The sequence below is a fragment of the Nonomuraea sp. NPDC001699 genome, from assembly GCF_053596455.1.
Genome location: NZ_JBSFGF010000001.1, coordinates 812,857 through 839,318, shown reverse-complemented (window position 1 = coordinate 839,318; position 26,462 = coordinate 812,857). Strand labels below are relative to the sequence as shown.

Below are 26,462 nucleotides of genomic sequence, written 5' to 3'. Positions count from 1 at the left end.
CCGGAGCCTGGCCGTGTCGAAGGTCACCGACGACCCCGAGGCCTGGCCGTGTCGAAGGTCACCGGCCGCCCCGGGGCCTGGCTGTGTCGGGGGTCAGCCGCGCAGGCGGCGGCCCAGTGCTCGTTTCATCGTGGCGGACAGCAGTGTGCGCAGGCTCTGCTGGGCGCGGTTCGCGGCGGCGAGCTGGCGGCGCAGGGTGCTCACGTCACGCCGCAGCTCGACGGCCGTTTTGCGCCACCGTGTGGCCTCGTCCTTCCACTTGCTCACCTGGGCGCGCAGGCGGTCGGCCTCCCTGGTCAGCCGTTCGGCCTCGGCCTGGGCCTCCATCCGCGCCCGGTACGCCCCGCGCCGCCCGACCAGGGGCGCCGCCTCCGTGGTGAACCCGTAGGTCTCGCCCTCGACCCAGGACACGCCGGACACCGCGTCCACCACGTCGTCCAGATCGCTGCGGTCGTCGGCGGCAACCATGCGGGCCCTGGCGAAGGACGACCGGCGTTCCAGGCGGGCCGCGACGACCCCTTGGGACGACTCCCGCAGCAGCACGGAGACCAGCCCGAGCCCCTCGTCGCGGGCCAGGTCGAGCAGGCCGGCGACGGTGTCCTCGCCGGGGATCCAGCCGGGCGGCAGGCGCAGCACGAAGGGCGTGGCCGGATCGATCTGCGCGGCCTCCTCGGAGACGGCCAGGCGCACCCGGCCTTCGTGCCGGTAGTGGCCCTGGACCAGCGCCAGGTCGAGGTCGGGGTCCTTGAGCGGGGAGCGGCGTTCGCGGCCCAGCTCGTCCCAGGGGCCGAGCAGGAGCACCGACAGGTCGGGGACGGTGCCCGCGAGCAGCGCGTCCACCGTCGCGCGCACGCTGTCGTAGCCGGCCGTGCCGTCCACGACGGCGGTGACGTACGGGATCTTCCAGTGCCTGGACGGATGAGAGCGCAACCACCGGTACGCCGGGATGCGGTCGGCCACGAACGCGTGGCTCACCCGGTCGATGGACTCCTTGTCGCGCATGCGCATGGTCGGGCCGAGATGGTAGGCGCGGGCGCGCGGCTCGGGCACGAACACCGCGCCGGCCTGGCCCAGCCGGTAGCCCATCTCGGTGTCCTGGCCGAGGATCAGCTCGTCGTCCATGGGCCCGGCGGCCTCGATCAGGCGGGCGCCCACGGAGGTCGCGCCGCCGACGTGCAGGCTGAAGGGGCGCTGGGGGTTGGCGGTGAGGCCGTCGGTGCGTTCGACGAGGTCGACGATCCAGGTGTGCGGCTCGGCGGGCTCGAAGTGATTCTCCAGGTCGGCGGGCAGCTCGGCGGGGACCGGCGTGTCGGTGAACCTGATGTAGCCGGTCACCACCAGGTACGGGGCCGCGTGATGCCAGCGCATGTGGGCCTCGATCGCGCCCGGGGTGAGGACGACGTCGGAGTCGAGCCAGTGGATCACGTCGCCGGTGGCCTCGGCCAGGCCGGCGTTGCGGGCGTTCGCGCGGCCGGGCTGGGAGCAGACGATCAGGCGGGTGCCCTCGGGCCGGGTGGCGGGCAGCCGCAGCGGCGGTGAGCTGCCGTTGTCCACGACGATGACCTCGGTGAGCGCGGCCGGGTAGGTCTGGCGGGCGAGGGCGGCCAGCACCAGGTCCAGCTTGTCCTGGCCACCGTAGGCCGGGACGATCACGCTGACCTTGAGCGACGGGGTGAGGTCCTCGCCCGGACGCAGCACGCGGTAGTCGTTGCCGCGCACCGGAGGGTTCTGGCCGGGCTTCATGCGGGGTCCATCGGCAGGCACGGGTTCATGCGGCTTCCATCGAGCACGGGTTCATGCGGGGTCCATCGGGCGGGGGTTCAGCGGGTTCATACAGGCACGTGCGGGTTCATGCGAGTTCATGCGGTTCCATCAGCAGGCTCGGCCGGAAGCCGTGCCATTGGTTCGTGGCGATCCTGACGAAATGGGCCAGCGGCAGCTGCCAGGTGTGCTCGGCGGTGAGCGCCCTGCGCAGCACGTAGCCGAGGCCGTGCGTGCGATAGGTGCGCGCGCCGATCTTTTGCGCCGCTTTCAGGAACTCCAGATCGACCGCCCGTGGCAGTGCGGGAAATCCTCCAATTTCCCGAAATTTCGCCGTTTCGAGCAAAATGGTGCCTCCGGCCACATGATCTGCCCAGACCTCGCTGGGGTACGCCGCCCCGCTCGCGAACGTCGTCCGCCGGATCGTGGCGCGCAACGGCTCCAGGTAGAAGAACTCGGCCGTCGTGCCCACCACGTCGGCCCCCGCGTACGACCGGGCCATGAGGAGGTCGGCCAGGTGGTCGGGGCCGTACCAGTCGTCGTCGTCCCACTTGGCGAGATGGTCGCCCGAGGCCGGGGCGGCGGCCCGGTTCAGCACCTCGCCGAACGGCACCGTCTGCTCCGCCTCGACCCATCGCACGGGCAGCGAGCACGCCTCGACGGCCGCGCGTACCTGCTCGAAGGCCACCCCGTGCAGCCCGAGCAGGACCTCGGCCTCGACGCCGCGCTGCCGCTCCATCTGCGCCAGCGCCGCGCCGACCAGGGCGGGCCGCTTGGTCGACATGACGACACTGACCGTCGGGCCGGCCGACGTGCGGGCCGGCCGGTGCGCCAGGCGGCGCAGGCGTACGCTGTGCTCCTCCCGCCGCAGGTCGGCCAGGCAGCGCGCGGTGCCGTCGGGCTCGACGAGCCAGTCGCGGTCGGTGAGCAGCGCGGCCAGGTCGCCCGGCACCCACGCGGGGGCGTCCTTGGCGGTCAGCGGTATCCCCGCGCCGGCCAGGGCCGTCAGGCCGTCGAGCGGCACCGGCGCGACGGGCCAGTCGATCTCCAGCCCGCGCCGCGAGTGCAGCTCGGGCACCTCGGGCGGCCCGCCGTCGACCTGCCATCCGCCCGCCCAGTGCAGCCGGGCGAACCCCTTGCCCGGCGTACGCGTGAAGCCGCAGGGGGTGACGGACATGGAACGGCGCTCCTCCGGTCGGGACGGGATCGGCGCCTACCTTACGCCCGTTTTTACACGTCAGTAGACGGACAGGCAGCTTTCGCATGGCGGGCGACGCAGGCCGTGGGGCAGCCGGTTCCCAGTTTTCCTCCAGGAACTTATGGCACGGTAGTGGCCAGGATTTATTAGGGTGGCAATAATCCCGCTCCGACTCCTATGCCCGACTCGTCGTGACTATGAAAGGTTTGCGCGGATGCTCTCGCCCCGCCGACTGGCCGCGACCGCCGCACTTCTCGCAGTTGTGGCCACCGGGGTGCTCGTGCTCCTCGTCCTGGCCGGCCTGCTCACACTCGGCGCGGCGGCGACCGTCGCGGCGTTCGCGGTCACCCTGGCGGCCCTCGCCCTCCTGCTGCTCACCGTCCGCCGCGTGGACGGCAAGGCGCACCGGATCGACCTGCGGATGAAGAAGCACGAGGCCGAGCTCGCCCGCGCCACGACCGCGCTCAGGAACCTCGAATCCCGGGTGGAGCTGCTGGTCCAGGCCGTCGAGGAGTCGGCCGCACGGCGCGCCGACGACATCGGGGCGATCCTGGCCTCGCTCGGCGAGGACCGCGTGCACGCCATGACCAGGGCCCGCGAGGTCGAGGAACTGCGCGAGGAGGTTCGCGCGCTGGCCAAGGGCCTGGCATGACCCGCGTCCGGCACAACGACTACGGGGTGCTGCGCCCGCCCGCGATCGGGGCCTGGGAGCCGTCGCTGAGCGTGTCCGTGGTCATCCCGGCCTACGACTGTCAGGAGGCGCTGGAGCGTACGGCGTCCGCGCTGGCCGCACAGACGTACCCGGCCGAACTCGTCGAGATCGTGGTAGCCGACGACGGCAGCACGCCGCCGGTCGAGCTGCCGGGGGCCCGCGTCGTACGGGTGACCGACGGCTGGGGACGCGGCGCGGCCCGGCAGACCGGGCAACTGGCCGCCACCGGCGAGGTGATCCACTGGCTGGACTCCGACATGATCCTGGCCCCCGACCACCTTGAGGCGCACATGCGCTGGCACCACCTGCTCGACCACGTGGTGGTGATCGGCGACATCCGGTTCGTGACGGAGCCCGGCGAGGAGGGCACGCGGCCGGAGTACACGAGGAAGACGCTGGAGTCGACCCGGATGCTCAAGGACGCGGGCACGAGCGCGTACCTGCTGCACACGGGGGCCTCCACGTCGGTGCGCGCGGAGCTGCTGCGCGCGGCGGGCGGCGTGGACGTCTCACTCAACATGGCCGAGGACACCGAGCTGGGCTACCGGCTGGCCCAGGCGGGCGCGGTGTTCGTGCCCGATCCGCAGGCCAGGGCGTGGCACGTCGGGCCGTCCACGGTGATGCTGCGGGAGAAGGAGGTCCACCGGCACAACTGGTCCTACCTGGGCGACCTCGTCCCGGATCTGCGCTGGCTGCGGGGCCATCCCCGGCGACACTGGCGGGTGCCGTACGTGCGGGTCGTGGTGGGCGCGACCACGTACGAGGAGACCCGGGCGAGCGTGGACGCGGCGCTCGCGGGCACGCTGCCCGACGCCGCCGTCACCGTCGTCGGCCCCTGGGACGAGCTGACCGGCGAACGCCGGTCCAGCCTCGACGATCCGCTGCTCGACCTGCGCCTGCTGCACAACCTGTACGCCCACGAGCCACGCGTCACGTTCGCGGAAAGCGAACCGGTCTCGGCCGCCCCCACGCCGTTCCTGCTGCGGCTGCCCGCCGGCTGGGTCCTGGGGGCCGACACCCTCGCCCGGCTCGTCCGGCTGGCCGACGAGGACCTGCTCGGCCTGGTCTGCATCGCGCTGGCCGAGGACGGCGGGGAGGTCGTGGCCGCCCGGCTGGAGCGCACGGCCGCCTTCGCCCGCGCCGCACGCCTCGACGGCGCCGCTGATGACAAACCCGACCACCCCGCCGACGACCGGGCCGACGACCGGGCCGACGACCTGGTGGACGACCTGTTCGGCGTCCTGTGGGTCGAGGGCGGCGAGCACGGCTTCGGCACCGCCGAAGAGGCTCCGCCGCTGGGCGGCGACCCGGCCAAGTGGCGCGCGCTGGCGGCCCGGCGGCTGGCCGAGATCAAGGAGTTGCGGGCCGCGGCCGACCGGCTCGCCGCCGAGGTCGAGCGCCTGTCCGGCCCGCAGGACGAGGAGCCCTCCGCACCCGGGCCGCTGAGCTCCCTGATCCGCCACCTGCGGAGCGCCGGATGATCGCTGACCAGCCGCCCGCCGAGCGGCGGACGGTCGCCGCGCTGCTGGCGGAGCTGCCGGGCGCCCGGGTGTTCCTGGCCGGCATCGAGAGCCGGTCCCTCCTGACCGGGCAGACCGGGACGGGCGGCGTCGTGGACCTGGACCGGGACCTGCTGGAGCCGCCCGCCGAGCCGGAGTCGGCCGACCACGTCCTCGTGCTCGCCAGGACGCCCGCCGACCTGCGCAGGGTGGCGACCCTGCACAAGCTGCTCCCGCTGGCCGGGCGGGTGGTGGTGTGCGTGCTCGACGCCCCGGCCTCGCATCCGGCCCCCGTGCCCACGCCGACCCCGGCGCATCGCTGGCGGTCGCTGACGGACCTGCGGGTGTACCAGCCCAGGAGCCGGGTGTGGGTGGTGGACGCCCGTTTCTCCGCCGCGACGCCCGCCGGCCGTACGGTGACCGCGACCGCGCGGGCCTTCGCCGGGCACCGGCTGGATGTGATCGCCGCGCCGGCCGCCGGGATCGCCGGGATCGGCTCGGCCGACTGGCGTCCGGGCGACCCGAACGCGACCCCCGCCGAGGTCACCGGCCCGGTCCCGGAACGCGTCGGCGCCCCCGGCAGCGACGTCGTGCTCCGCACGCTGGGCGACGTCGCCCTCCGCGGCCTGGCCGGCGACGCCCTGCGCCTGCCGGGCGACGGCCGCGCCCCGGACGCGTCCCCGGCCCTGACGCCGGGCGGGGCCGGAGAGCCGGGCGGGATCGGCTGGGCCGGTGATCAGGCGCCCGTCGAGCGGCCCACGATCGTGGCCGCGAGCTGGGAGAGCATCGGGCGTCCCGGTGGGGCCGGGTCGCCGCTGGCCGATCCCGACGTGCTCGCCGAGCCGTCGATGGTCCCGCCCGTGGACGAGCGCCTGGTCAACCCCCAGGGTTTCGTGACCACGCCGTCCCGGGGCACGGCCGCGCTGGCCGAGCGCGACGGCCGCTGGTCGGTGCTGCTGGACGGCAAGGTCGTCACGACGTTCGCCGAGTCCGGCGGGGTCACCGACGCCGACGTGGCCAGGCTGCGGCAGATCCGGGGCGTCGAGGTGAGCTGGCACCATCCGCACAGCGGCCCGCTGGCGGCCGTACGGGTGCTGGCCGGTCTGGCCGCCGCCGGGGTGCCGCTGGTGACCGGGGCCGTGCCGCGCTGGGCGGGGGCTCTCGGGGACGAACTGGTCACGCTCCTGCCCGCCGCGCCCGACCTGTCCGACGACCTGCGGCGCGAGGAGCACAGCATCCGGTTGCGCCGGGCCGCCCTGCGTACCCATGGCGTGGCGGCGCGGTGGGAGCAGCTCGGCGCGCCCGCCCCCGCTCCTCCGCTCACCTCCGTCCTGCTGGCCACCCGGCGCGCGGACATGGTGCCGTTCGCCCTGCGGCAGATCGCCCGCCAGCGCGACGCCCAGCTGGAAGTGGTGCTCGCGCTGCACGGCGTGCCCCGGGAGCATCCGGACGTCGCCGCCGCCCTGGCCGCCTTCGACGGTCCGCTGACCGTGTACGAGGCCGACCCCGGGGCCGTCTTCGGCGAGGTGCTGAACGAGGCCGCCGCCAGGGCCTCCGGCTCGTTCCTGCTGAAGATGGACGACGACGACTGGTACGGCCCCGACTTCCTGGCCGACCTGCTGCTCGCCCACGCCTACTCGGGGGCCCAGGTCGTCGGCACGGTGCCCGAGTTCGTCTACCTGGCCTCGATCGACGTCACCGTGCACCGCAGCCAGGTCACCGAGCAGATCACCAGCTTCGTGGCGGGCGGCACGATTCTGGTGGAGCGCTCGGCGTTCCAGGCCGTGGGCGGCTTCCGGCCGCTGCGCCGCTCGGTGGACACCCAGTTCCAGGAGGCCCTCCAGGCGGCGGGCGGCCAGATCTACCGCACCCACGGCCTGGGCTACATCCTGCGCCGGGGCCCGGCCTCCGCCCACACCTGGCAGGAGCCGATCGGCACGTTCCTGCGGCGCAACAGACGCCAGTGGCGCGGGTTCCGCCCGAACGCCCTGATGGAGCTGGAGGGGAGCAGCCGCCCATGACCGTGCCCCGGATCCGCGGGAACGACTTCGGCGTCCTGGACCCTCCCGAGCTGGGGGCCTGGGAGCCGGAGCTCACCGTCACGGTCGTCGTCCCGGCGCACGACCGCCAGGAGACCCTGGACCTGACGCTCGCCGCCCTGTCCGCGCAGAGCTACCCGGCCCACCTGCTCGACGTGATCGTGGTGGACGACGGCAGCGCCACCCCCATCCGCCTGCCCGAACTCGTCCCGGGCGGCACCAAGCTGATCTCCGGTCCGCCGGGCGGCTGGGGGCGCGCCTGGGCCGTCCAGGCGGGCCTGGACGCCGCCTCCGGCGAGGTCGTCCTCGTGCTGGACGCCGACATGGTCCCGCACCGGCGGCACGTCGAGGCCCAGCTCCGGTGGCACCACCTGGCCCCGTACGTGGTGGTGCTCGGCTGGATCGACTTCACCTCGGCCGCCGAGCTGCCCACGCCCGGCCAGGTCGTCCAGGCGCTGGACGACGGCGCCGAGGACGGCCTGTTCCCCCTGTCACCGCACCGGCACGACTGGGCGGAGAAGATCATCCACGACCACGACGGCCTGCGCACGGCGTCCGGCGCGACGGCCGCCCGCGTCCACGTGGGGGCGACGGCGTCGTACCCGGCGGCGTTGCTGCGCTCGATCGGCGGCCTGGACACCTCGCTGGTGCTGGCCGAGGACACCGAGCTGGGGTACCGGCTCACGCAGGCGGGGGCGGTCTTCGTCCCGGACCCCGAGGCACGGGCCTGGCACGTCGGCCTGCCGACCGCGATGCGCGACGTGGCCGCGTTGAAGCGGTACAACGATCCCTACGTGGCCGACCGGGTTCCGTACCGGCGGTACCTGCGTACGGAGGCGGGGCGGCAGTGGCTGGTGCCGTACGTGGAGGCGGTGGTGCCGGCGGGCGGCTACGAGGACACCCGCGCCACCGCGGACGCCCTGCTCGCCTCCTCCATCCCCGACGTGCGCCTCACCCTCACGGGCCCGTGGCCCGCGCTGCCCACCGGACGCCGGTCCCCCCTGAACGACCCCGACCTGGACCTGCGCCTGGTCAAGGCCACCTTCGAGCACGACCCGCGGGTCCGGCTGGCCACCGAACCGCCTCCTGGTCCGCCCGCCGGCACGACGGCCCCCTTCCGGCTGAGCGTGCCGCCCGGCTGGACGCTCTCCCCCGGCACGCTCGAACGCCTGATCGCCCACCTGGAGGAGCACGACCTCGGCAGCCTTTGCCTGGCCCTGGACGAGACCGGGCACGGCGTGGTCGCCGCCCGCCTCGACCGTACGGCCGCCCTGTCCAGAGCCGCCCTGGTCGCCACCCCCGACGACCACCCGGACGACCTGATCGACGCCCTGTACGGCGTGGAATGGGCGGACGGCGCGTCGTGGGGCCTCCACCGCCGCCCCGGCGTCTACCCGCCCGGCAGGCCGCCGGTCGCGGAACTCGCCCGGCTGGCCGCCCGCCACGAGAAGGACCTGACCCTCCACCGCAAGCGCGTGGCCGCCCTGCGCGCCGAGATCGCCCAGCTCCGCCGGGAGTCCGCCAAGAACGGCAGGGACGCCTCCCGCTGGCGGGAGAAGGCCGAGAGCTGGCGGCGCGAGGCGGTGCGGCTGGCCCGCGAGCAGGACCGCACGGTCCTGAAACGGGCCGTGCGCCGCGTCCGCGACCTGGCCTTCCCCACCCACTGAGACCTGGGCGGGGGCAGGCGTCAGTCGTCGCCCTCCACGCGCATCACACTGGCGACCGCCCGGACGATGTCGAGCCCGCGCAGCCCCTCCATGGTCGCCGTGAGGGCGGCGTCGGTGGCGCGGTGGGTGACGATGACGAGCTGGGCGTCGTCGCCGTGGCCCTCCTGGCGGACGGTCTGGATGGACACGTCGTGCTGGGCGAACAGGTCGGCCACCCGGGCCAGCACGCCCGGCTTGTCGGCCACGTCGAGCGCCACGTGGCAGCGCGTGACCGTGTCGCCCATCGGATGGACGGCCAGGTCGGCGTAGGTGGACTCCTCGGGCCCGTGGGTGCCGGCCAGGCGGTTGCGGCCGACGGCCACGAGGTCGCCGAGCACGGCCGAGGCCGTGGGCGCGCCACCGGCGCCCTTGCCGTAGAACATGAGCTGCCCGGCCGACTCTGCCTCCACGAACACCGCGTTGTACGCCTCGCGCACCCCCGCGAGCGGATGGGTGCGCGGGATCATCGCCGGGTGCACCCGCACGCCGAACGAGCGGCCGTCGTCGGAGCGCTGGCAGATGGCCAGCAGCTTGATGACGTAGCCCATGGCCTTGGCGGAGGCGACGTCGGTGGCGGTGATCTCGGTGATGCCCTCGCGGTGCACCTTGTCGGCGGTGACCCGGCTGTGGAAGGCCAGGCCGGCCAGGATGGCGGCCTTGGCGGCGGCGTCGAAGCCCTCGACGTCGGCCGTCGGGTCGGCCTCGGCGTAGCCGAGCGTCTGGGCCTCCTCCAGGGCGTCGGTGAAGGACGCGCCCGTGCTGTCCATCTTGTCGAGGATGTAGTTGGTGGTGCCGTTGACGATGCCGAGCACGCGCTTGACGTGGTCGCCGGCCAGCGACTCGCGCAGCGGGCGCAGCAGCGGGATGGCGCCGGCGACGCTGGCCTCGAAGTAGAGGTCGCCCTCGCCGCGCCGGGCCGCCTCGTGCAGGGCCGAGCCGTCCTCCGCCAGCAGGGCCTTGTTGGCCGTGACGACCGACTTGCCGCGTTCGAGGGCGGCCACGATGAGCGTGCGGGCCGGTTCGATGCCGCCGATCACCTCGACGACGATGTCGATGTCGTCGCGGGTGACCAGGGACTCGGCGTCGGTGGTCAGCAGCGCCGGGTCGACCTCGATGTCGCGCTTGCGCCCGAGCCTGCGCACGGCCACGCCGGCCAGCTCGAGCGGGGCGCCGATGCGCGCGGCCAGGTCGTCGGCCTGCTCGTGCAGGAGCCTGATGACCTGCGAGCCGACGACGCCGCAGCCCAGCAGAGCCACTTTCAGCGGTTTCACAGCTGCCCCCTCAACAGGTCGTCCTCGGTCTCGCCCGCCACGATCACCCGGGCCGCGCCGTCGGCGACGGCGACCACGGCGGGCCTGGGCAGGTAGTTGTAGTTGCTGGCCAGCGAGCGGCAGTAGGCGCCGGTCGCGGCCACGGCGACCAGGTCGCCGGGCGCCAGGTCGGCGGGCAGGTGGCAGTCGCGCACGATGATGTCGCCGCTCTCGCAGTGCTTGCCGACCAGGCGGCTGAGCATGGGCTCGGCGTCGCTGGCCCGGCTGACGAGGGTGGCGGTGTACTCGGCGCCGTAGAGGGCGGTGCGCACGTTGTCGCTCATGCCGCCGTCGACGCTGACGTACGTGCGCAGCCCCTCGACGTCCTTGACCGTGCCGACCTCGTAGAGGGTGATGCCGCCCGGGCCCACGATGGTGCGGCCCGGCTCGACGGTCAGGCGGGGCACCGGCAGGCCGGCGTCGACGCAGACCTTGGTGACGATCTCGCGCAGGCCGTCGGCCAGCTCCTTGATGTCGGGGGCCTCGTCGCCCTCGACGTAGGCGATGCCGTAGCCGCCGCCGAGGTCGAGCTCGGGCAGGACGACGTCGTGCTCGTCCTTGATCTGGACGAGCAGCGAGGCCAGCCGCCGCGCGGCCACCTCGAACCCGGCGGTGTCGACGATCTGCGACCCGATGTGGGAGTGGAGGCCGACCAGGTCGAGCTGCGGCAGCGCGAGGATGCGGCGCACGGCCTCGGCGGCGGCGCCGGTGTTGAGCGACAGGCCGAACTTCTGGTCGTCGTGGGCCGTGGCGATGAACTCGTGGGTGTGGGCCTCGACCCCGGTGGTCACCCGGATCATCACCTTGGGCCGCTTGCCGAGCTGTTCGGCGAGGTAGCCGAGGCGGGCGATCTCCTCGTAGGAGTCGACCACGATGTGCCCGACGCCGCACTCCAGGGCGCGGGTCAGCTCGGCCTTGGACTTGTTGTTGCCGTGGAGGGTGATGCGCTCGGGCGGGAAGCCGACGCTGAGCGCCACCGCCAGCTCGCCGCCGCTGGCGACGTCGAGCCCGAGGCCCTCCTCGGCCAGCCAGCGCACGATTTCCTTGCACAGGAACGCCTTGCCCGCGTAGTGGACCTCCGAGCCCTGGAAGGCCGTGGCGTAGTCGCGCATACGTGAGCGCACGTCGGCCTCGTCGAGCACGTAGAGCGGCGTGCCGTGCTCGCGGGCGAGGTCGCGCACGTCGACGCCGCCGACCGTGAGCGTGCCGTCGGTCCGGGCCGACGTTCGGGGCCAGATCGCGGGGTCGATCCGGTTGAGGTCGGCGGGCGCCATCGGGGGGCGCTCGTGGGGCAGCATCTCGGCGTGCCGGTCCCCGGCTGGATGGACGAAGCTCACCCGATCGAGGCTATCGGAATCGCCGCCCCTTCTTGGACCGCTGCCCACGTATCGAGACGCGATCAAGGTCCACAAGGGATATTTTTACGATTTTTCGCGGTTTGGCCGGATATTTTACGAGCCGTCACAATCTTTCCGGTCCCACCAGCACCTCCCGTACGGCCTCCGCCAGCCGCAGCCGCGCCGTGTGCACCGGCCGGACCGGCTCGTCCCCCACCGGGACGGCGGGCGCGTGCTCGTGGGCGTCGTGGTAGGCCAGCGCCAGCCGGACCAGGAAGTTGTCCCAGGCGGGGGCGCGGCTGACGGCCCGCCCTGGCAGCTCGGCCAGCACCCGCAGCACCCCACGGTCGTAGGGGCCGTCGAGCAGCTCGGGCCGGAACCCGGTGAGCGGCACCCCCAGCTCGCCCGCCCACCGCCGTACCGCGCAGGCGCGGGCGTGGCCGTACCGGACGACGAAGCCGGGGTTGTCCCACGTGCGCGGGAAGTCGGGCCAGCCGGGGTCGGGCAGGTCCGGCACGGCCTGTGGCGACTCGACCAGCCGTCCCGGCACGTCCACGACGATGCGCAGGAAGCCGTTCGGCCGCGCCTCGGCCCCGGCCACCCCTTCCACGGCCCGCACCCGCGCGGCCAGGCCGGACGGGGGGATCCGGCGGCGGAGCGCGGCGGCCGACACGTAGACGGCCTCCCGCTCCCACGTGCCCTCGGGCACCGGCGGCTCCCCCAGCACCTCGGCCAGCAGGTCGATCATGGGCCCCAGCGTAGGCGTCAGATCAGCGCGTGCGGCTCGGCCGAGCCGTACTCGACCAGGTGGGCCGCGCCGAGCAGCCAGCGGTCCTCGTCGCGCACCCGTACGTAGCCGAACCGGTCGGCGGAGAAGACCTTGACGCCGTCGGTGCGGCACTGGCGCATCATGACCTCGTCCCAGCCCTCGGTGAGGTCGGCGAAGCCCACCTCGCGCAGGGCGTTCCTGCGGGCGAGCAGGGTGGACCCGGCGATCTCGGGGAGGTAGGCGTACTCGGCCTCGGGCTGCTTGAGCAGGGTCGCCTGGGGCTTGCGCAGGTGGGCGTAGAAGGCCGCCTTGCCGACGATGTCGGCCGTGCTGAACAGGAAGGCCCGGCGCAGGTCCGTCAGGTAGTGCGGGCCGTAGACGTCGCGCGGGTCCATGACCGCGACGAGGTCGGCCTCGCACAGGTCGAGGCCCTTGGCCAGCATCGCGCCCTCGGACATGGCCGGGTGGGGCCGCCGGTACAGGACCTCGGCGTCGGTCAGCACGTCGCGGGCGCGCAGCTCGGCCTCGGGCGGGCCGATGACGATCACCTGGGCCACGCCCGACTGCCTGGCCACCTGGGCCAGCGCGTGCTCCATGAGCGAGGGGTCGAGGATGGGCAGCAGCACGGAGGTGTCGAGAGTGGCGCGGGCGCTCGGCAGGCCGACGGCCTCCAGCAGCTCGTCCACGCGTTCGGTCATCGTCCCCATGTTGTAGGCCCGGCGCAGCGCCACGTGCGCCCGGCGCGAGTCGGGCTCGGTGCCGATCGGCGTGCCGCAGGCGGCGATCTCGGCCAGCCGCCACTGCGGCGTGCCGGGCGGGCACTCGGCCGCGGCGGGCCAGCGGTAGGAGGTGAGCACGTCGGGATAGGCCAGGTGCGGCGGCAGGAGCTGGTCGAGCGTGAGCACCCGGTCGACCCGTCCGCCGGCCAGCGGCAGCGGGTTGTGCACCCGCGGCTGCACGCCGAAGTGCAGGCGCGGCCACGGGACGGTGGTGTCGCCGGTGAAGCGGTGCTCGAACAGCTCGGCCGCGGCGGCGTAGTCGGCCACGTCACCCTGGGTGTGCCAGAAGACGGTACGGATGCCGCGCTCGGCGCACCAGGCCAGCAGCGCCCTGAGCCCCTCACCCGGCTCGCCGGTCAGCTCCTCCAGCCACGGCCCCTGTGTGACGGACTCCACCACGAGCAGGTGGGGCACCTCCAGCGGCAGCACGCGGGCGAAGTCGCGCGGCGTGAACCCGGTCGTCTGGCGCCACTCGTAACGCAGCAGCGCCTCGACGTGCGGATCGGCGACGACGGCCGCGGTCAGGTGCGGGCGGGTGTTGGGCCCGGTGGGGATCCGGTACGGCTTGAGCTTGAACGAGGCCCCGCCCAGCGTCCTGGTCGTGCTCGTGGCCTGGAACGACGCCCCCGGACGAGCCTCCTTGGCCCCCTGGACGGCCACCGGCCGGCGCTTGGGCGCGCTGGGCCGCTTGACCGGCTTCGCCGCGCCCCTGAGCCCCTTGGCCAGGCGCATCGGGTTGTTCCTGCCGCTCTTGATGGCGTCGCCCAGCCGGTTCCAGCGGGCGACCTTGATCGAGGACAGCTTCCAGTTGGCCACCTCGGCCTGGAACCGCTGCTCGGCCAGCTCCCTGCGCAGCTTGTCGGCCGCGGCCCGCTCGGTCTCCAGCCGCTCCTCGGCCTCGTCGAGCCGCTCGGCCAGCTTCCTGACCTCCTCGGCGTTCTCCTCGGCGGCCGCCAGCCTGGACTGCGCGGCGTCCAGCAGCCTGGCCAGTTCGGCCGCGCGCTCGGCCTGCGCGACAGCTTCCCGCAACGCCCGACGCGTGCTTTCCAGCTCGGTAGACAACCGGACCTCCGCTCTCTCAGCCCGGCAAAGGATACTCTTTTGCAGGAAGCGTCTCGAAGGGATGAGATCCGGTGCAGTTCAACGTGCGACCCTACGTATGCGGCGCTCTCGGCCGGATCGACACCTCCATACTGGGCAAACTCACCGCCGCGGGCCCCAAGGTGCGGCCCGCGCTCCAGACGGACGAGGCCGCGCTGTTCAGCTCCGCGCCGCTGCCGCCCTACCACCGGGCGGGCGGCGCGTTCGCGTTCTCGTGGGGCGAGCGCAGGCCCGCCGCGGCCGAGGACTGGATGACGGTCGCGGAGACGTACGAGACGCCCGGCCTGATCGGCGACGACGCGCGGGTGACGCTGCACGCGGGCGCGCTCGGCCTGGTCGACGTCTACTACGTGCGCCAGGGCGACGCCGTCTACTTCTCCTCGCTGATCCAGCCGCTGCTCAGCCTGGTGCCCGTCGAGATCGACTGGGCCGCGTGGGCCTCGATCATCCAGGTGACGTTCCCGCTGGGCGAGGCGACCCCGTACCGGGAGGTCAGGCGGCTGCCGGGGTCGAGCGCGCTGGTGTTCGAGCACGGCCGCCTGGCCACCGAGCGCCGGCTGCCGCGCTGGCTGCGCACCGAGCCGTACGAGGCGTGGACGAGCCCCGAGGAGATCGTCGAGCTGCTGCACCACGTCTACGAGGACTACGACGGGCGCAGGCTGCTCGTGCCGGTCAGCGGCGGCTACGACTCGCGGCTGCTGGCGAGCGTGGCCATGGCCCGCGGCGCCGACGTCGAGTCGTGGACCACCAGCCCCGACGACGGCACCGACACCGACATCGCCTTCGCCCAGGCGATCACCCGCGAGCTGGGCATCCCGCACCGGATCGTCACCCAGGACGCCGCCGCCTACCCCGGCGACGCCGCCGAGGTGGCCCGCAGGCTGGAGTACCTGACGCCGCACCACGCCTGGTACGCGCCCTTCGCCAAGGAGGTGCACGGCTCGGGCCGCGTCCTGGTGGACGGCCTGGCCGGCGGCCCGCTGCTGAAGAACTTCATGGTCAGCGGCGCCGCCCTGGAGGCCAGGACGCAGGCCGAACGGTCGGCGGCGCTGCTGGGCTCGTTGTCGCTGGGCGCGCCCGCGCAGCCGTTCCTGTCCAAGGCCGCCGCGCAGTGGATGGAGGAGACCGTGCGCGACCAGTTCGCGGCGGCCACCTCGATGCTCCACGGCCATCGGGCCGAGCTGCCGCTGTCGGTGCTGCACACCAGGACCGTGCGCGGCATCGCGCGGTCGGCGGTCAACCTGGTGGGCCCGGAGGCGTCGTTCGCGGCGCCGTTCATCCATCCCGCCTTCTTCGACGCCGCGCTCAGCGTCGGCGTCGCGCGCAAGGACAAGGGCCGCTTCTATCGCGAGGTGCTGCACGCGGCCAATCCGAGGGTGGCCGCGCTGCCCTCGACGAACGTGGTCAAGCAGCCGCTCCGGCGGGTGCCGCTGCGCTCCACGGCCGCCCCGGCGCGGGCCTACTCCCACGCCATGCTCGAAGTCGTGGCCGGGCGCGTGCCCGGCCTGCTCTCCGACGAGCTGCACGAGGTGATCGCCGGCGGACCCGACGCACTGACCCGGTTCAACGGCTGGAACGACCGGTTCTGGGTGCGCGGCCTGGTGCTTTTCGGACTCTGGCTGAACGACTTCGAGAACGACCTCACGGACGTCACGGCACCTTTTTAGTGAACTCTGGGTAACAGGGCGATTACATACGGATCTCGCGGGTATTACACGTCGCACAGCAGAAGCGGGTTCCGGAAAGCCACCGGGCTGGTAGTGTTCGGCCCGTAAGCGCCGCAACAAACGGGCACCAGATCACAAATCCGGTCTCGTTCGAGGGCATGGAGTTCGCAGGGATGACGACTCCACGCGGCGCGGTCACCAGCTAAGAACGCCGGGGTAACCGGTGACTTCGTCCTGCCCACATCTCTTCCTGTGAGCGACATCATGATCAACGCATCCCCATCACCGGAGTCGATCTCTGAGGCTTTCGTCTCGGAAGATCCGCGATGGTACAAGCGGGCGGTGTTCTACGAGGTTCTCGTCCGGGGGTTCAAGGACTCCAACGGTGACGGCACGGGGGACCTGCGCGGTCTCATCGAGAAGCTCGGGTACCTGGAATGGCTCGGCGTCGACTGCCTCTGGCTGTTGCCGCTGTACGAGTCCCCGCTGCGCGATGGCGGTTATGACATTTCGGACTATATGAAGATCCTTCCGGATTTTGGCGATCTGGGAGACTTTGTCCAGTTGATCGAGGCCGCGCACGAGCGAGGTCTTCGGATCATCACCGACCTGGTCATGAACCACACCAGCGACAGACACCCGTGGTTCCAGGCCTCCCGGCACGACCCGGAGGGTCCCTACGGGGACTTTTACGTCTGGTCGGACGAGCCCACGGGCTATCCGGACGCGCCCATCATCTTCATCGGCGCCGAGGAGTCCAACTGGACGTACGACCCGGTGCGCAAGCAGTACTACTGGCACCGTTTCTTCCACCACCAGCCGGACCTGAACTATGACAACCCGGCGGTGCAGGAGGCCATGCTGGAGGTGCTGCGGTTCTGGCTCGACCTGGGCATCGACGGCTTCCGCCTCGACGCGGTGCCGTACCTGTTCGAGCGTGAGGGCACGGCGTGCTCCGGGCTGCCCGAGACGCACGCGTACCTGAAGAAGATCCGCGCGGAGGTCGACCGGCTCTACCCCGACCGGGTGCTGCTGGCCGAGGCCAACGGCTGGCCCGAGGACGTCGTGGAGTACTTCGGCGACCCCACCGTCGGCGGCGACGAGTGCCACATGGCCTTCCACTTCCCGCTGATGCCGCGCATCTACATGGCGGTGAAGAAGGAGACCCGCGAGCCGATCTCCGAGATCATGTCCCGCACGCCCAAGCTGCCCGACACGGCCCAGTGGGGCATCTTCCTGCGCAACCACGACGAGCTCACGCTCGAGACGGTGACCGAGGAAGAGCGCGACTACATGCACAAGGAGTACGCCAAGGACCCGCGCATGCGGGCCTACCTCGGCATCCGGCGGCGGCTGGCGCCCCTGCTGGACAACAACCGGGACCTGATCGAGCTGTTCACGGCGCTGCTGCTGTCGCTGCCGGGCTCGCCGGTCATGTACTACGGCGACGAGATCGGCATGGGCGACAACATCTGGCTGGAGGACCGCGACTCGGTCCGCACGCCGATGCAGTGGAGCCCCGACCGCAACGCCGGGTTCTCCCAGGCCGACCCGGGCCGCCTCTACCTGCCGGCCGTCATGGACCCGATCTACGGCTTCCAGGCGGTCAACGTGGAGGCCCAGCAGCGCCACGAGGGCTCCCTGCTGCACTTCACCCGGCGCATGCTGGAGATCCGCAAGAACCACCCGGTGTTCGGCCTCGGCGCCTACACCGAAATGTGGTCCTCCAACCCGTGCGTGCTCACGTACGTGCGCGAGGACCGCGACGACGTGATGCTCTGCGTCAACAACCTGTCGAAGTTCCCGCAGCCCGTCGAGCTGGACCTGCGCAGGTTCGAGGGCATGGTGCCGGTCGAGGCCCGCGGCGGGGTGCGCTTCCCGCGCATCGGCGAGCTGCCCTACCTGCTGACCCTGCCGGGCCACGGGTTCTACTGGTTCGCGCTGAAGCCCGAGGAGATCAGCGCGAAGTGACGGGCACCTGGGCACGGGCCGCGCGGCGGGCGGGAATGATCGCCACCGCGAGGGCCGTGCCCACGGCCGTCACCACGGCCACCGCCAGCGTCACCGGCGAGGGCGCGCGGCCGATGCCCGCGCCCACGCCGCTCGTGTGACCCTGCAGGTCGATCAGCCCCACCACCACCGACGCCCCCACCGCCGTGCCGGCGCCGACGCCGAGCACGACCAGCAGGCCCGTGCCGGTCACCAGCGTGGCCATGACCTGGCGTGGCGTCAGCCCCATGGCCTTGAGCACGGCCAGGTCGAAGGCGTGGTCGCGCAGCCCGATCGCGCTCGCCGTGAGCAGGTTCGCCAGCCCGATCAGGGCCAGCACGGCGATCAGCGCCACGATCACCACTCTGATGATCGACAGCCGGTCGGCCGGGTTGACCGCGGCCTGCACGTCGAGGCCCTCCGCCGACTCGGCCAGCAGCCGGGCCCGCACCTCCGCCTTGTCCGCGCCCGGCCGCAGGGCCAGCGCGTAGTACTGGGGCGGCACGGAGTCCTTGGCGGCCAGGCTGTCCAGGCCCACCGAGAGCACCTCGCCGTCCAGGTCGGGCTCGACGGTACGGCCCACGATCCGGACGATCAGCGGCGAGCCGCCCACGGTCAGGCGCACCCGGTCGCCGATCCTGACCCCCAGCAGGTCGAGCAGGCCCTGCCCGGCGACCGCCTCACCGGGCTCGGTGTAGCTCCGGCCCTCCACGACGGGGAACGGGTAGGGATCGGCCGAGCTGCCGACCGCCCGTACCCTGACCGAACGGGCCTCGCCCGGGGCCAGGGCGTTCACGTCGGTGCCCGGGTAGACCGAGCGCACGTCGCGGTCGCGTTCGGCGATGCGCTGGGCCTCGGCCGACTCCATCAGCTTGCCGGGGCGGACGTACAGGCTGGCGTGCTGGCCGACCTGCTCGGGGTGGCTGAGGAAGTTGTCCATGGTGGACCAGACGCCGAGGCCGATCGTGATCATCATCATCGGCACGGCCAGGCCGAACGCCGTCAGGAACGCCGGAACGCGCCTGGTGAAGGCGTCGCGGGTGCCCAGGATCAGGGCGGGCGGGAGGCGTACGAGCAGGCCGAGCCGGGCCAGCCGGGACAGGTGGCCGCGCGGCGGCGAGGCCGGCACGGCGGGGATCGGCGGCGTGCGCGCGCCCCGCCAGGCGGGCACCCCCACCGCGCCCAGCACCACCAGCGTCGTGCCCGCCACGATGGCCAGCACCGGCACCGGCGCGGCCGAGTACGTGCCGAGCACCACCGCCGTCGCCCCCCAGCCCGCCAGCGCGCCGAGTGCGACGCCGAGCAGCCCGAGCGCGCCGTGCTCGACCAGGAGCAGCAGGGCGACCTGGCCGCCGGTGAAGCCCATCGACTTGAGCGTGGCCAGGTCGCGGAGCTGGCCGAGCACCCGGCCGCCGGCCGCGTTGGCCAGCGCGAGCGCCGCCGCGACCATGCCGACCACGCCGAACAGCGCGAGCAGGGTGCCGAGCAGCCGGTTGTCCAGCTCCATCGCGGCCCTGACCTCGCGCCAGGTGTAGACGCGCTGGAGCTTGTCCTCCAGCATCACCACGACGCGCTGGGCCACGACCTGGCTGGCGTCGGGGTCGGCCAGGCGCAGCCCGGTCACCCATTCGCTGCGGCCCAGCATGGGCTCGACGCGGTCGAGCGTGGCGGGCAGCACCCAGGCCAGCCCCGGGGTCCATTCGGGGTAGAAGCCCTGGTCGGCGGAGTCGGCGATGCCGCGTACGTAGAGGGTGTGGCGCTCGCCGTTGAGCGCGATGACCGTGAACGGCGAGCCGATCGCCAGGCCCAGCGACCTGGCGTAGGAGTGCTCGACGACCACGCCGTCGGGCTGCGTGCCGTCGAGCCACCTGCCCTCGGCCAGCACGGGATGGGCCACCGCGGGCGGCGCGGCGGGCATCGCGCGCAGCGACGCGGGCTCCTTCTTGCCCTCCTGCGCCACGGTCACGGGGGCCGAGCGGTAGGGGCCGGTGGTGCCGGTGACGCCGTCGATGTCGCCCAGGGTGACGTTCGGGTCGTCGTCGGTGTAGACCCAGACGTGGGCGCCGTCGGTCTGGGCCGACAGGCTGCGCCACGGGTTGGTGCCGTCCTCCAGGAGGGTCGCCGCGGTGATCAGGGCGGCCACGATCCCGGCCACCACCAGCACGGTGAGCACCGCCTGGCCCTTCCTGGCCCGCAGGTCGGCCTTGATCCAGCGGCTTCCGGCGAGAGCGGCGCTCACTGGTCGCTCACTCCGCGGAGCCCCTCCCCGGTCGGGCCTCCGGTCCGCTCGCCGCGTCGGGTTCGCTTCGCGCTCATCGGAGGTCGATCACCTCGCCGGCGGTGCGGGTGCGGCGGCGGGCGATGCGGCCGTCGTCGACGATGGCGCCGTCGAACAGCGACACCAGCCGGTCGGCCAGGCCGGCCACCCGGGCGTCGTGCGTGACCATGACGATCGTCTGCCCCTCTTTGTGCACGTCGCTGAGCAGGCGCAGCACGTCGCGCGTGTTGCGGCTGTCGAGGTTGCCGGTCGGCTCGTCGGCCAGCAGCAGGCTGGGCTTGTTGGCCAGGGCCCTGGCCAGCGCGACGCGCTGCTGCTCGCCGCCGGAGAGCTGGGCGGGCGAGGCTCCGGCGCGGTCGGCGAGGTTGAGCGCGCCGAGCAGGCTCTCGCGCCGCTCGCGCGCCACCTTGGGCGAGGCTCCGGCCAGCAGGGCGGGCAGCTCGACGTTGTCGCCGACGGTCATGTTGGCGACCAGGTTGAAGAACTGGAAGACGAAGCCGACCTTCTTGCGCCGCAGCAGCGCCCAGGCGCTCTCGGAGAGGGTGTCGACCCGCTGCCCGTCGAGCCAGATCTCGCCGCTGGTGCGCGCGTCGAGGCCGCCGAGCATGTGCACGAGCGTGGACTTGCCGGAGCCGGACGGCCCCATGATCGCGACGAACTCGCCCGGCTCGACCTGGAGGTCCACCCCGCGCACGGCCGGCACCGGGACCGCGCCGTCTTGGTAGATTTTAACCAGATTGACCGTTTTTAGGACCGAGCTCATGCCAGATCCTCCTGGCATCGCTCCAGCCAGTCAAGATCGGCCTGCAGGTGCAGCATGGCCCCTTCGATCAGCAGCAGCGCCACCCGGTCGGTGGGCGCCGTACGGGAGAGCAGCTCATTGAGGTCGCCCATGAGCGACAGGTAGTGGCGGCGCTGGCGGTTGATCAGCGCCATCCGGTCGGCGATGCCGGTGAGCGGCGCGAGCACGAGCTTCATGAAGAACTCGTCGCGCACCCGGGGACCTTCGGTGGGCTCGTCGACCCAGATGGTGAGCAGGTCGCGGCCCTTGGCGGTCAGATAGTAGACCTTCTTGTTCGGCCGGTTGGACTGTTCGACGTCGACGGCCCTGACGAGCCCGTCCTTCTCCAGCCGGCCGAGCGTCACGTATATCTGCCCGATGTTCGGGGAGGGGTAGGCGCTGCCGAACGTCTGTTCAAGGGCCTGTTTGAGCTCGTAGCCGTGGGCCGGTTCCTTGGCCAGGAGCGCCAGCAGGTGAAGCCGCACGCCTCACCTCCCCGCTTTGTGTTACGTGAGCGTTACGTAGGTATCCGTTGACCATCAGATTACAGGTGTGCATAACATGAATGCATCTACCTAACACGTATGTAACCCCGCTGAATGTGGAGGAAACAGAGTGCTGCGCCCGCTTTCGTTCGTTCTGGTCGTCCTGCTGGCGGCCGGATGCGCGGCGGCGGGTGACGAGGGCGGCGGCGAGACGGGAATGGGCGGCACAGGCCCGATCACCTTCGCCACCGGACGCGACACCACGGCGTACCTGCAACCCTTGCTGGACCGCTGGAACCAGGCCCACCCGGCCGAGAAGGTGACGCTGCTGGAGCTGCCCGAGGCCGCCGACGAGCAACGCGCCCAGATGGTGGCCAACCTCCAGGCCCAGAGCAACCGCTACGACGTGCTGGGGCTCGACGTGGTGTGGACCGCCGAGTTCGCGGAGAACGGCTGGATCATCCCCCTGGAGCGCGGGTTGTTCCCGCTCGACAGGTTCCTGCCGCCCGTCGTGGACACGGCCGTCTACAAGGGCAAGCTCTGGGCCGTCCCGTACACCAGCAACGCGGGACTGCTCTACTACCGGACCGATCTCGTCAAGAAGCCGCCGCAGACCTGGGCGGAACTTCGCGACGAAGCACGAAAAATAACGAAAAAGCGTGACATCGGAGGCTATGCGGCCCAACTCCTGGCCTACGAAGGCTTGACGGTGAACTTCTCCGAGGCAGTGCAGTCGGCGGGCGGGCAGATTCTCAACCACGACGGCACGGAAGTGACCCTCGATCCGGCCAAGGGGAAGATCGCGCTCGACTTCCTGATGCAAGGGCTGCGGGAGGGCTGGATCACCGGCGACTCCCTGACCTTCAAGGAGGAGGAGACCCGGCTGGCCTTCCAGGACGGGAAGCTGGCCTTCGCCCGCAACTGGCCGCACGCCTACGGCCCGGCCAGGGCCAAACTGGGTGACCGTTTCGCGGTGACCCGGCTGCCCGGCCTGAACGGTCAGGGATCCAGCTCCCTCGGCGGGATCAACCTGGCCGTCAGCGCCTACTCCAAGCACCAGCAGACCGCACAGCAGTTCATCCGCTACTTCACCAGCCTGGAGAACGAACGCCGCGTCCTCACCGAGGGCTCCTTCCCGCCCGTGTGGACCGAGCTGTACGACGACCCGGCCCTGATCAAGCGGTTCCCGTACCTGCCCGTGCTCAAGGAGAGCATCCTCGCCGCCAAACCACGGCCGGTGAGCGCCAACTACAACCAGGTGAGCCTGGTGATCGCCAGCTCGGTCGCCAAGGCCCTGGCCGCTCCCTCGAAAGAGTCCGCCGACGACGTCGCGGTCTCCATGAAGTCAGAACTCGAAGAGATCATCAGAACCCAGTGAGGCAAAGCCATGCGTAAAGCCAGAGCAGCAGTAGTCCTGGCAGGGCTCGCGGTCGCCGTCGCCGCCTGCGGCAACGCCCCGACGACGACCACCCCCACCGCCTCGGAGTCCGCGCCGGCCAGCAACGCCGGCGGCGGCAAGACCCTCGAAGGCGTCAAGCTGGAGGTGGCGGCCAAGTGGACCGGCGCCGAGCAGAAGAACTTCGAGCAGGTGCTCAAGGCCTTCTCCGACAAGACCGGCGCCACGGTCACCTACGCCTCCACGGGTGAGGACACCGGCGCCTACCTCGGCCCGCGCATCCAGGGCAAGAACCCGCCGGACGTCGCGATCCTGCCGCAGCCGGGTCTGGTGCAGCAGTACGCCAAGCAGGACGCGCTCAAGCCGCTGTCCGCCGAGGTCACCCAGGAGATCGACACCAACTACACGCCGTACTGGAAGGAGCTGGGCTCCGCCGACGGCAAGGTGTACGGCGTGCTGATCAAGGCCGCGCACAAGTCGCTGGTCTGGTACCGCTCCGACGCCTTCGAGGAGGCCGGCGTCCAGGTGCCGACGACCTGGGACGAGCTGATCAAGGCCGGCCAGACCATCGCCGACTCCGGCACCCCGCCCTTCTCCCTCTGCGGCGCCTCGGGCTGGACGCTGACCGACCTGTTCGAGAACGTCTACCTGTCCAGCGCCGGCCCGGAGAACTACGACAAGCTCTCCAAGCACGAGATCCCGTGGACCGACCCCAGCGTCGCCACCGCCCTGGAGAAGATCGCGCAGATCGCGGGCAAGAAGGAGTTCGTGCTCGACGGCGCCTCCGGCGCGCTGCAGACCGACTTCCCGACCTGCGTGACCAAGGTGTACGGCAACAAGAAGGCCGCCATGGTCATCGAGGCCGACTTCGTCGCCACCCAGGCCACCCAGGACGGCGCCAAGGTCGGCGAGGGCGCCAAGTACTTCCCGTTCCCGAAGGCCGGCGACACCGCTCCGGTCGTGCTCGGCGGCGACGTGGCCGTGGTCATGAAGGAATCCCCCGGCGCGATGGCCCTGGTGCAGTTCCTGGCCTCCAAGGAGGGCGGCGAGATCTGGGCCAAGCTCCCCGGCTACCTGTCGCCCAACAAGAACGTCTCCCCCGACAACTACCCCGACGAGCTGACCAAGCAGCTCGGCCAGACGATCGTCTCCGCCGGTGACGCCGTCCGCTACGACATGTCGGACCTGGCCCCGAGCGCCTTCGGCGGCACGGACGGCAAGGGCGAGTGGAAGGTGCTGCAGGACTTCCTGCGCGACCCCAGCGACGTCAAGGGCGCCCAGGCGGCGCTCGAGGCCGAGGCCAAGAAGGCCTGGAAGTAAAGAGGTAAGGCCGTGACCGAACGGTTGGACGGCCCGGCGGCCCCGCCCGCGAAGACCGCGGGCGGGCCCTCCGCAGGACCGGCTGAAACCCCCCGTACGAGACGACGCCTCGGCCCATCGCCGGCGGTCGCCATCGCCTTCCTCCTGCCGGCGGCCCTGCTGCTCGGCGTCTGGGTGGTCTACCCCATCGTCTACTCCATCTTCCGCAGCCTGTTCGACGCCTCGGGCAGCGGGTTCGTGGGGCTGGGCAACTACACCACGATCTTCAGCGACAACGGCATGCTCGTCACGATCCGCAACAACCTCATCTGGGTGGTCGTGGCCCCGATCGTGGTCACCACGATCGGCCTGATCTTCGCGGTGCTGACCGAGCGCATCCGGTGGGCGACGGCCTTCAAGCTGATCGTGTTCATGCCGATGGCCGTCTCGCTGATGGCCGCCGGCGTGATCTTCCGCCTCGTCTACGAGGAGGACCCCGACAAGGGCCTGGCCAACGCGGTGCTCACCACCGTGCACGACACGTTCTCCTCCTCGCAGGGCTACCCCGAGGCACGGGCACGCGGCGGCGACCAGTCTCCCGTGACCGAGCAGAACGGCGCGGTCGTCACCAAGCAGCCCGTCCAGGCGGGCACGCCGGTGCTGATCCCGATCGTCGGCGTCAAGCCGCAGATCATGCCGTCCAACGCCCAGCCCGCCCACGCCCCCACCGGCGGCTCGGCGGTGTCGGGGACGGTGTGGTTCGACTTCACGCAGGGCGGCGGCGGCCAGAGCGGCGCCGTGGACCCGACCGAGAAGGGGCTGCCCGGCGTGACCGTCGAGGCGGTCAAGGACGGCCAGGTCGCGGCCACCGCCACGACCGCCGACGACGGCAGCTTCAGCTTCGCCGGCCTGCCGGCCGGCTCCTACGTCGTACGGCTGCCGCAGTCGAACTTCCAGGCCAGCTACGGCGGCCTGACCTGGCTCGGCCAGACGCTCATCACGCCGGCCATCATCGGCGCGTTCGTCTGGGTGTGGGCCGGGTTCGCCATGGTGCTGATCGCCGCCGGGCTCGCGGCCATCCCGCGGGACGCCCTGGAGGCCGCCCGCATCGACGGCGCGACCGAGTGGCAGGTGTTCCGGCGGATCACCGTGCCGCTGCTGTCGCCGGTGCTGCTCGTCGTCTTCGTGACGATGATCATCAATACGCTCAAGGTCTTCGACCTGGTCTACATCATCGCGCCGGCCTCGGTTCAGCCGCAGTCGAACGTGGTCGCGCTGGAGATGTGGCGCGTGTCGTTCGGCGGCGGGAACAACCAGGGGCTCGGCAGCGCACTCGCGGTGTTCCTGCTCATCCTGGTTCTGCCCTTCATGATCATGAACATCCGCCGGTTCAGAAGGGAAGACACATGACGACCGCGAGCGTGAGCGCACCTCACGGACTGGAGTCGGGCGCGCCGCGCAGAGGCGTGGCGAGCAGGATCGTGGACCGCCTCGGCGGCGGCGCCGTCCAGGTGGTCATGATCGTGCTCGGCCTGTTCTGGCTGGTGCCGACGCTGGGCCTGCTGGTCGTCTCCCTGCGCACGGTGAAGGTGAACAACGCCGAGGGCTGGTGGACGATCTTCACCAAGCCCGCCGAGCTGACCATCGCCAACTACAAGAACCTGCTGGCCAGCGGCTTCACCTCGTCGTTCTGGAACACGGTGCTCATCACCGTGCCGACCACGATCCTGGTGATCGGCATCGCGGCCATGGCGGCGTACGCGTTCGCGTGGATGGAGTTCCGCGGGCGGGACACGGCGTTCCTGGTCGTGGTGGGGCTGCTGATCGTGCCCATCCAGATCGCGCTGATCCCCGTCGCGGCCTTCTACGGCGGCGTCGGGATCTTCGGCACGATCCCCGGCGTGGTGCTGTTCCACACGGCGTTCGGCCTGCCGTTCGCCATCTTCCTGCTGCGCAACTTCTTCGTCGGCATCCCGTCGTCGCTGCTGGAGGCGGCCAGGATGGACGGCGCACCCGAATGGAAGATCTTCGCCCAGGTCGTGTTCCCGCTGGGCAAGCCGGCCATCGCCTCGCTGGGGATCTTCCAGTTCCTGTGGGTGTGGAACGACATGCTCATCGCGCTCGTGTTCGCCAACACCGACAACCAGCCGATGACCAAGGCCCTGCAGTCTCAGATGCGGCAGTTCGGATCGAACGTCGACATCCTCTCCTCCGGGGCGTTCCTGTCGCTGATCATCCCGCTGGTGCTGTTCTTCGCCTTCCAGCGGTACTTCGTCCAGGGCATGATGGCCGGTTCCGTCAAGTAGGCCGTCCCCCGCGGGCGCCCGCCTCCCCAGGGGGGCAGGCGGGCGCCCGT

19 protein-coding genes are annotated in these 26,462 nt (G+C 71.8%); 10 read left to right on the top strand and 9 right to left on the bottom strand.

Annotation, left to right across the window (positions count from 1 at the left end; genetic code table 11):
* Positions 1-93 precede the first annotated feature (93 nt).
* Both ACWCSU_RS03995 and ACWCSU_RS03990 read right to left on the bottom strand, forming a co-directional pair.
* On the bottom strand, positions 94-1,743 hold the full coding sequence (locus ACWCSU_RS03995; protein ID WP_449933421.1) for a glycosyltransferase family 2 protein: 1,650 nt from the start codon (positions 1,741-1,743) through the stop codon (positions 94-96).
* A 106-nt stretch (positions 1,744-1,849) separates the two neighbouring features.
* A complete protein-coding gene (locus ACWCSU_RS03990; RefSeq protein ID WP_449933419.1) occupies positions 1,850-2,938 on the bottom strand; it encodes a glycosyltransferase family 2 protein in 1,089 nt (362 codons plus the stop codon).
* Positions 2,939-3,173: 235 nt separating this feature from the next.
* Between ACWCSU_RS03990 and ACWCSU_RS03985 the strand changes: the two genes are divergently transcribed.
* Genes ACWCSU_RS03985 through ACWCSU_RS03970 form a run of 4 tightly spaced genes read left to right on the top strand, consistent with a single transcriptional unit; the run spans position 3,174 to position 8,876 of the window.
* Complete coding sequence (locus tag ACWCSU_RS03985) at positions 3,174-3,611, top strand: hypothetical protein (protein ID WP_357695059.1); 438 nt, start codon at positions 3,174-3,176, stop codon at positions 3,609-3,611.
* Positions 3,608-5,152, top strand: coding sequence for a glycosyltransferase (locus tag ACWCSU_RS03980; RefSeq protein ID WP_449933417.1), 1,545 nt, complete (start codon positions 3,608-3,610; stop codon positions 5,150-5,152). Before ACWCSU_RS03985 ends, ACWCSU_RS03980 begins: the two co-directional genes overlap by 4 nt.
* Complete coding sequence (locus ACWCSU_RS03975) at positions 5,149-7,191, top strand: glycosyltransferase (protein ID WP_449933415.1); 2,043 nt, start codon at positions 5,149-5,151, stop codon at positions 7,189-7,191. The genes ACWCSU_RS03980 and ACWCSU_RS03975 overlap by 4 nt, the downstream gene beginning before the upstream one ends.
* Positions 7,188-8,876: a glycosyltransferase gene (locus ACWCSU_RS03970; protein ID WP_449933413.1), complete on the top strand. Its 1,689-nt coding sequence runs from the start codon at positions 7,188-7,190 to the stop codon at positions 8,874-8,876. The genes ACWCSU_RS03975 and ACWCSU_RS03970 overlap by 4 nt, the downstream gene beginning before the upstream one ends.
* Positions 8,877-8,896: 20 nt before the next feature.
* Here the strand turns inward: ACWCSU_RS03970 and ACWCSU_RS03965 are convergent, their stop codons facing one another.
* The 4 genes from ACWCSU_RS03965 to ACWCSU_RS03950 all read right to left on the bottom strand — a co-directional run bounded on the left by ACWCSU_RS03965 (position 8,897) and on the right by ACWCSU_RS03950 (position 14,139).
* Positions 8,897-10,186: a homoserine dehydrogenase gene (locus ACWCSU_RS03965; RefSeq protein WP_357695051.1), complete on the bottom strand. Its 1,290-nt coding sequence runs from the start codon at positions 10,184-10,186 to the stop codon at positions 8,897-8,899.
* The gene (lysA, locus tag ACWCSU_RS03960) at positions 10,183-11,523 is read right to left on the bottom strand and encodes a diaminopimelate decarboxylase (protein WP_357695416.1); all 1,341 of its coding nucleotides are present in this window, start codon (positions 11,521-11,523) and stop codon (positions 10,183-10,185) included. Before lysA ends, ACWCSU_RS03965 begins: the two co-directional genes overlap by 4 nt.
* A 163-nt stretch (positions 11,524-11,686) precedes the next feature.
* A complete protein-coding gene (locus tag ACWCSU_RS03955; protein ID WP_357695049.1) occupies positions 11,687-12,310 on the bottom strand; it encodes an anticodon-binding protein in 624 nt (207 codons plus the stop codon).
* A gap of 17 nt (positions 12,311-12,327) precedes the next feature.
* On the bottom strand, positions 12,328-14,139 hold the full coding sequence (locus tag ACWCSU_RS03950; protein WP_449933410.1) for a hypothetical protein: 1,812 nt from the start codon (positions 14,137-14,139) through the stop codon (positions 12,328-12,330).
* Positions 14,140-14,255: 116 nt separating this feature from the next.
* On the opposite strand from ACWCSU_RS03950, the gene ACWCSU_RS03945 reads away from it, so the two are divergent.
* Both ACWCSU_RS03945 and treS read left to right on the top strand, forming a co-directional pair.
* Complete coding sequence (locus tag ACWCSU_RS03945; protein WP_364089092.1) at positions 14,256-15,878, top strand: asparagine synthetase B family protein; 1,623 nt, start codon at positions 14,256-14,258, stop codon at positions 15,876-15,878.
* A 264-nt stretch (positions 15,879-16,142) separates the two neighbouring features.
* Entirely contained in the window at positions 16,143-17,849 is a 1,707-nt protein-coding gene (gene treS, locus ACWCSU_RS03940; protein WP_357695043.1) for a maltose alpha-D-glucosyltransferase, read from the top strand.
* On the opposite strand, the gene ACWCSU_RS03935 is transcribed toward treS, so the two are convergent.
* From ACWCSU_RS03935 to ACWCSU_RS03925, 3 genes are all read right to left on the bottom strand, one after another.
* A complete protein-coding gene (locus ACWCSU_RS03935) occupies positions 17,836-20,106 on the bottom strand; it encodes an ABC transporter permease (RefSeq protein WP_449933408.1) in 2,271 nt (756 codons plus the stop codon). The genes treS and ACWCSU_RS03935 overlap by 14 nt on opposite strands.
* A 73-nt stretch (positions 20,107-20,179) precedes the next feature.
* A complete protein-coding gene (locus ACWCSU_RS03930; protein WP_357695039.1) occupies positions 20,180-20,908 on the bottom strand; it encodes an ABC transporter ATP-binding protein in 729 nt (242 codons plus the stop codon).
* On the bottom strand, positions 20,905-21,411 hold the full coding sequence (locus tag ACWCSU_RS03925; protein WP_357695037.1) for a PadR family transcriptional regulator: 507 nt from the start codon (positions 21,409-21,411) through the stop codon (positions 20,905-20,907). Before ACWCSU_RS03925 ends, ACWCSU_RS03930 begins: the two co-directional genes overlap by 4 nt.
* A 130-nt stretch (positions 21,412-21,541) precedes the next feature.
* Between ACWCSU_RS03925 and ACWCSU_RS03920 the strand changes: the two genes are divergently transcribed.
* From ACWCSU_RS03920 to ACWCSU_RS03905, 4 genes are read left to right on the top strand one after another with little or no spacing between them, the layout of a single operon-like run.
* Positions 21,542-22,789 (top strand): ABC transporter substrate-binding protein, encoded by a 1,248-nt coding sequence (locus ACWCSU_RS03920; RefSeq protein ID WP_357695035.1) that lies wholly within the window; start codon positions 21,542-21,544, stop codon positions 22,787-22,789.
* 9 nt (positions 22,790-22,798) lie between these two features.
* Positions 22,799-24,127: an ABC transporter substrate-binding protein gene (locus ACWCSU_RS03915; protein WP_357695033.1), complete on the top strand. Its 1,329-nt coding sequence runs from the start codon at positions 22,799-22,801 to the stop codon at positions 24,125-24,127.
* Positions 24,128-24,139: 12 nt separating this feature from the next.
* Positions 24,140-25,516: an ABC transporter permease subunit gene (locus ACWCSU_RS03910; protein ID WP_364089103.1), complete on the top strand. Its 1,377-nt coding sequence runs from the start codon at positions 24,140-24,142 to the stop codon at positions 25,514-25,516.
* Positions 25,513-26,412 (top strand): carbohydrate ABC transporter permease, encoded by a 900-nt coding sequence (locus ACWCSU_RS03905; RefSeq protein WP_357695029.1) that lies wholly within the window; start codon positions 25,513-25,515, stop codon positions 26,410-26,412. Before ACWCSU_RS03910 ends, ACWCSU_RS03905 begins: the two co-directional genes overlap by 4 nt.
* Positions 26,413-26,462: the final 50 nt, after the last annotated feature.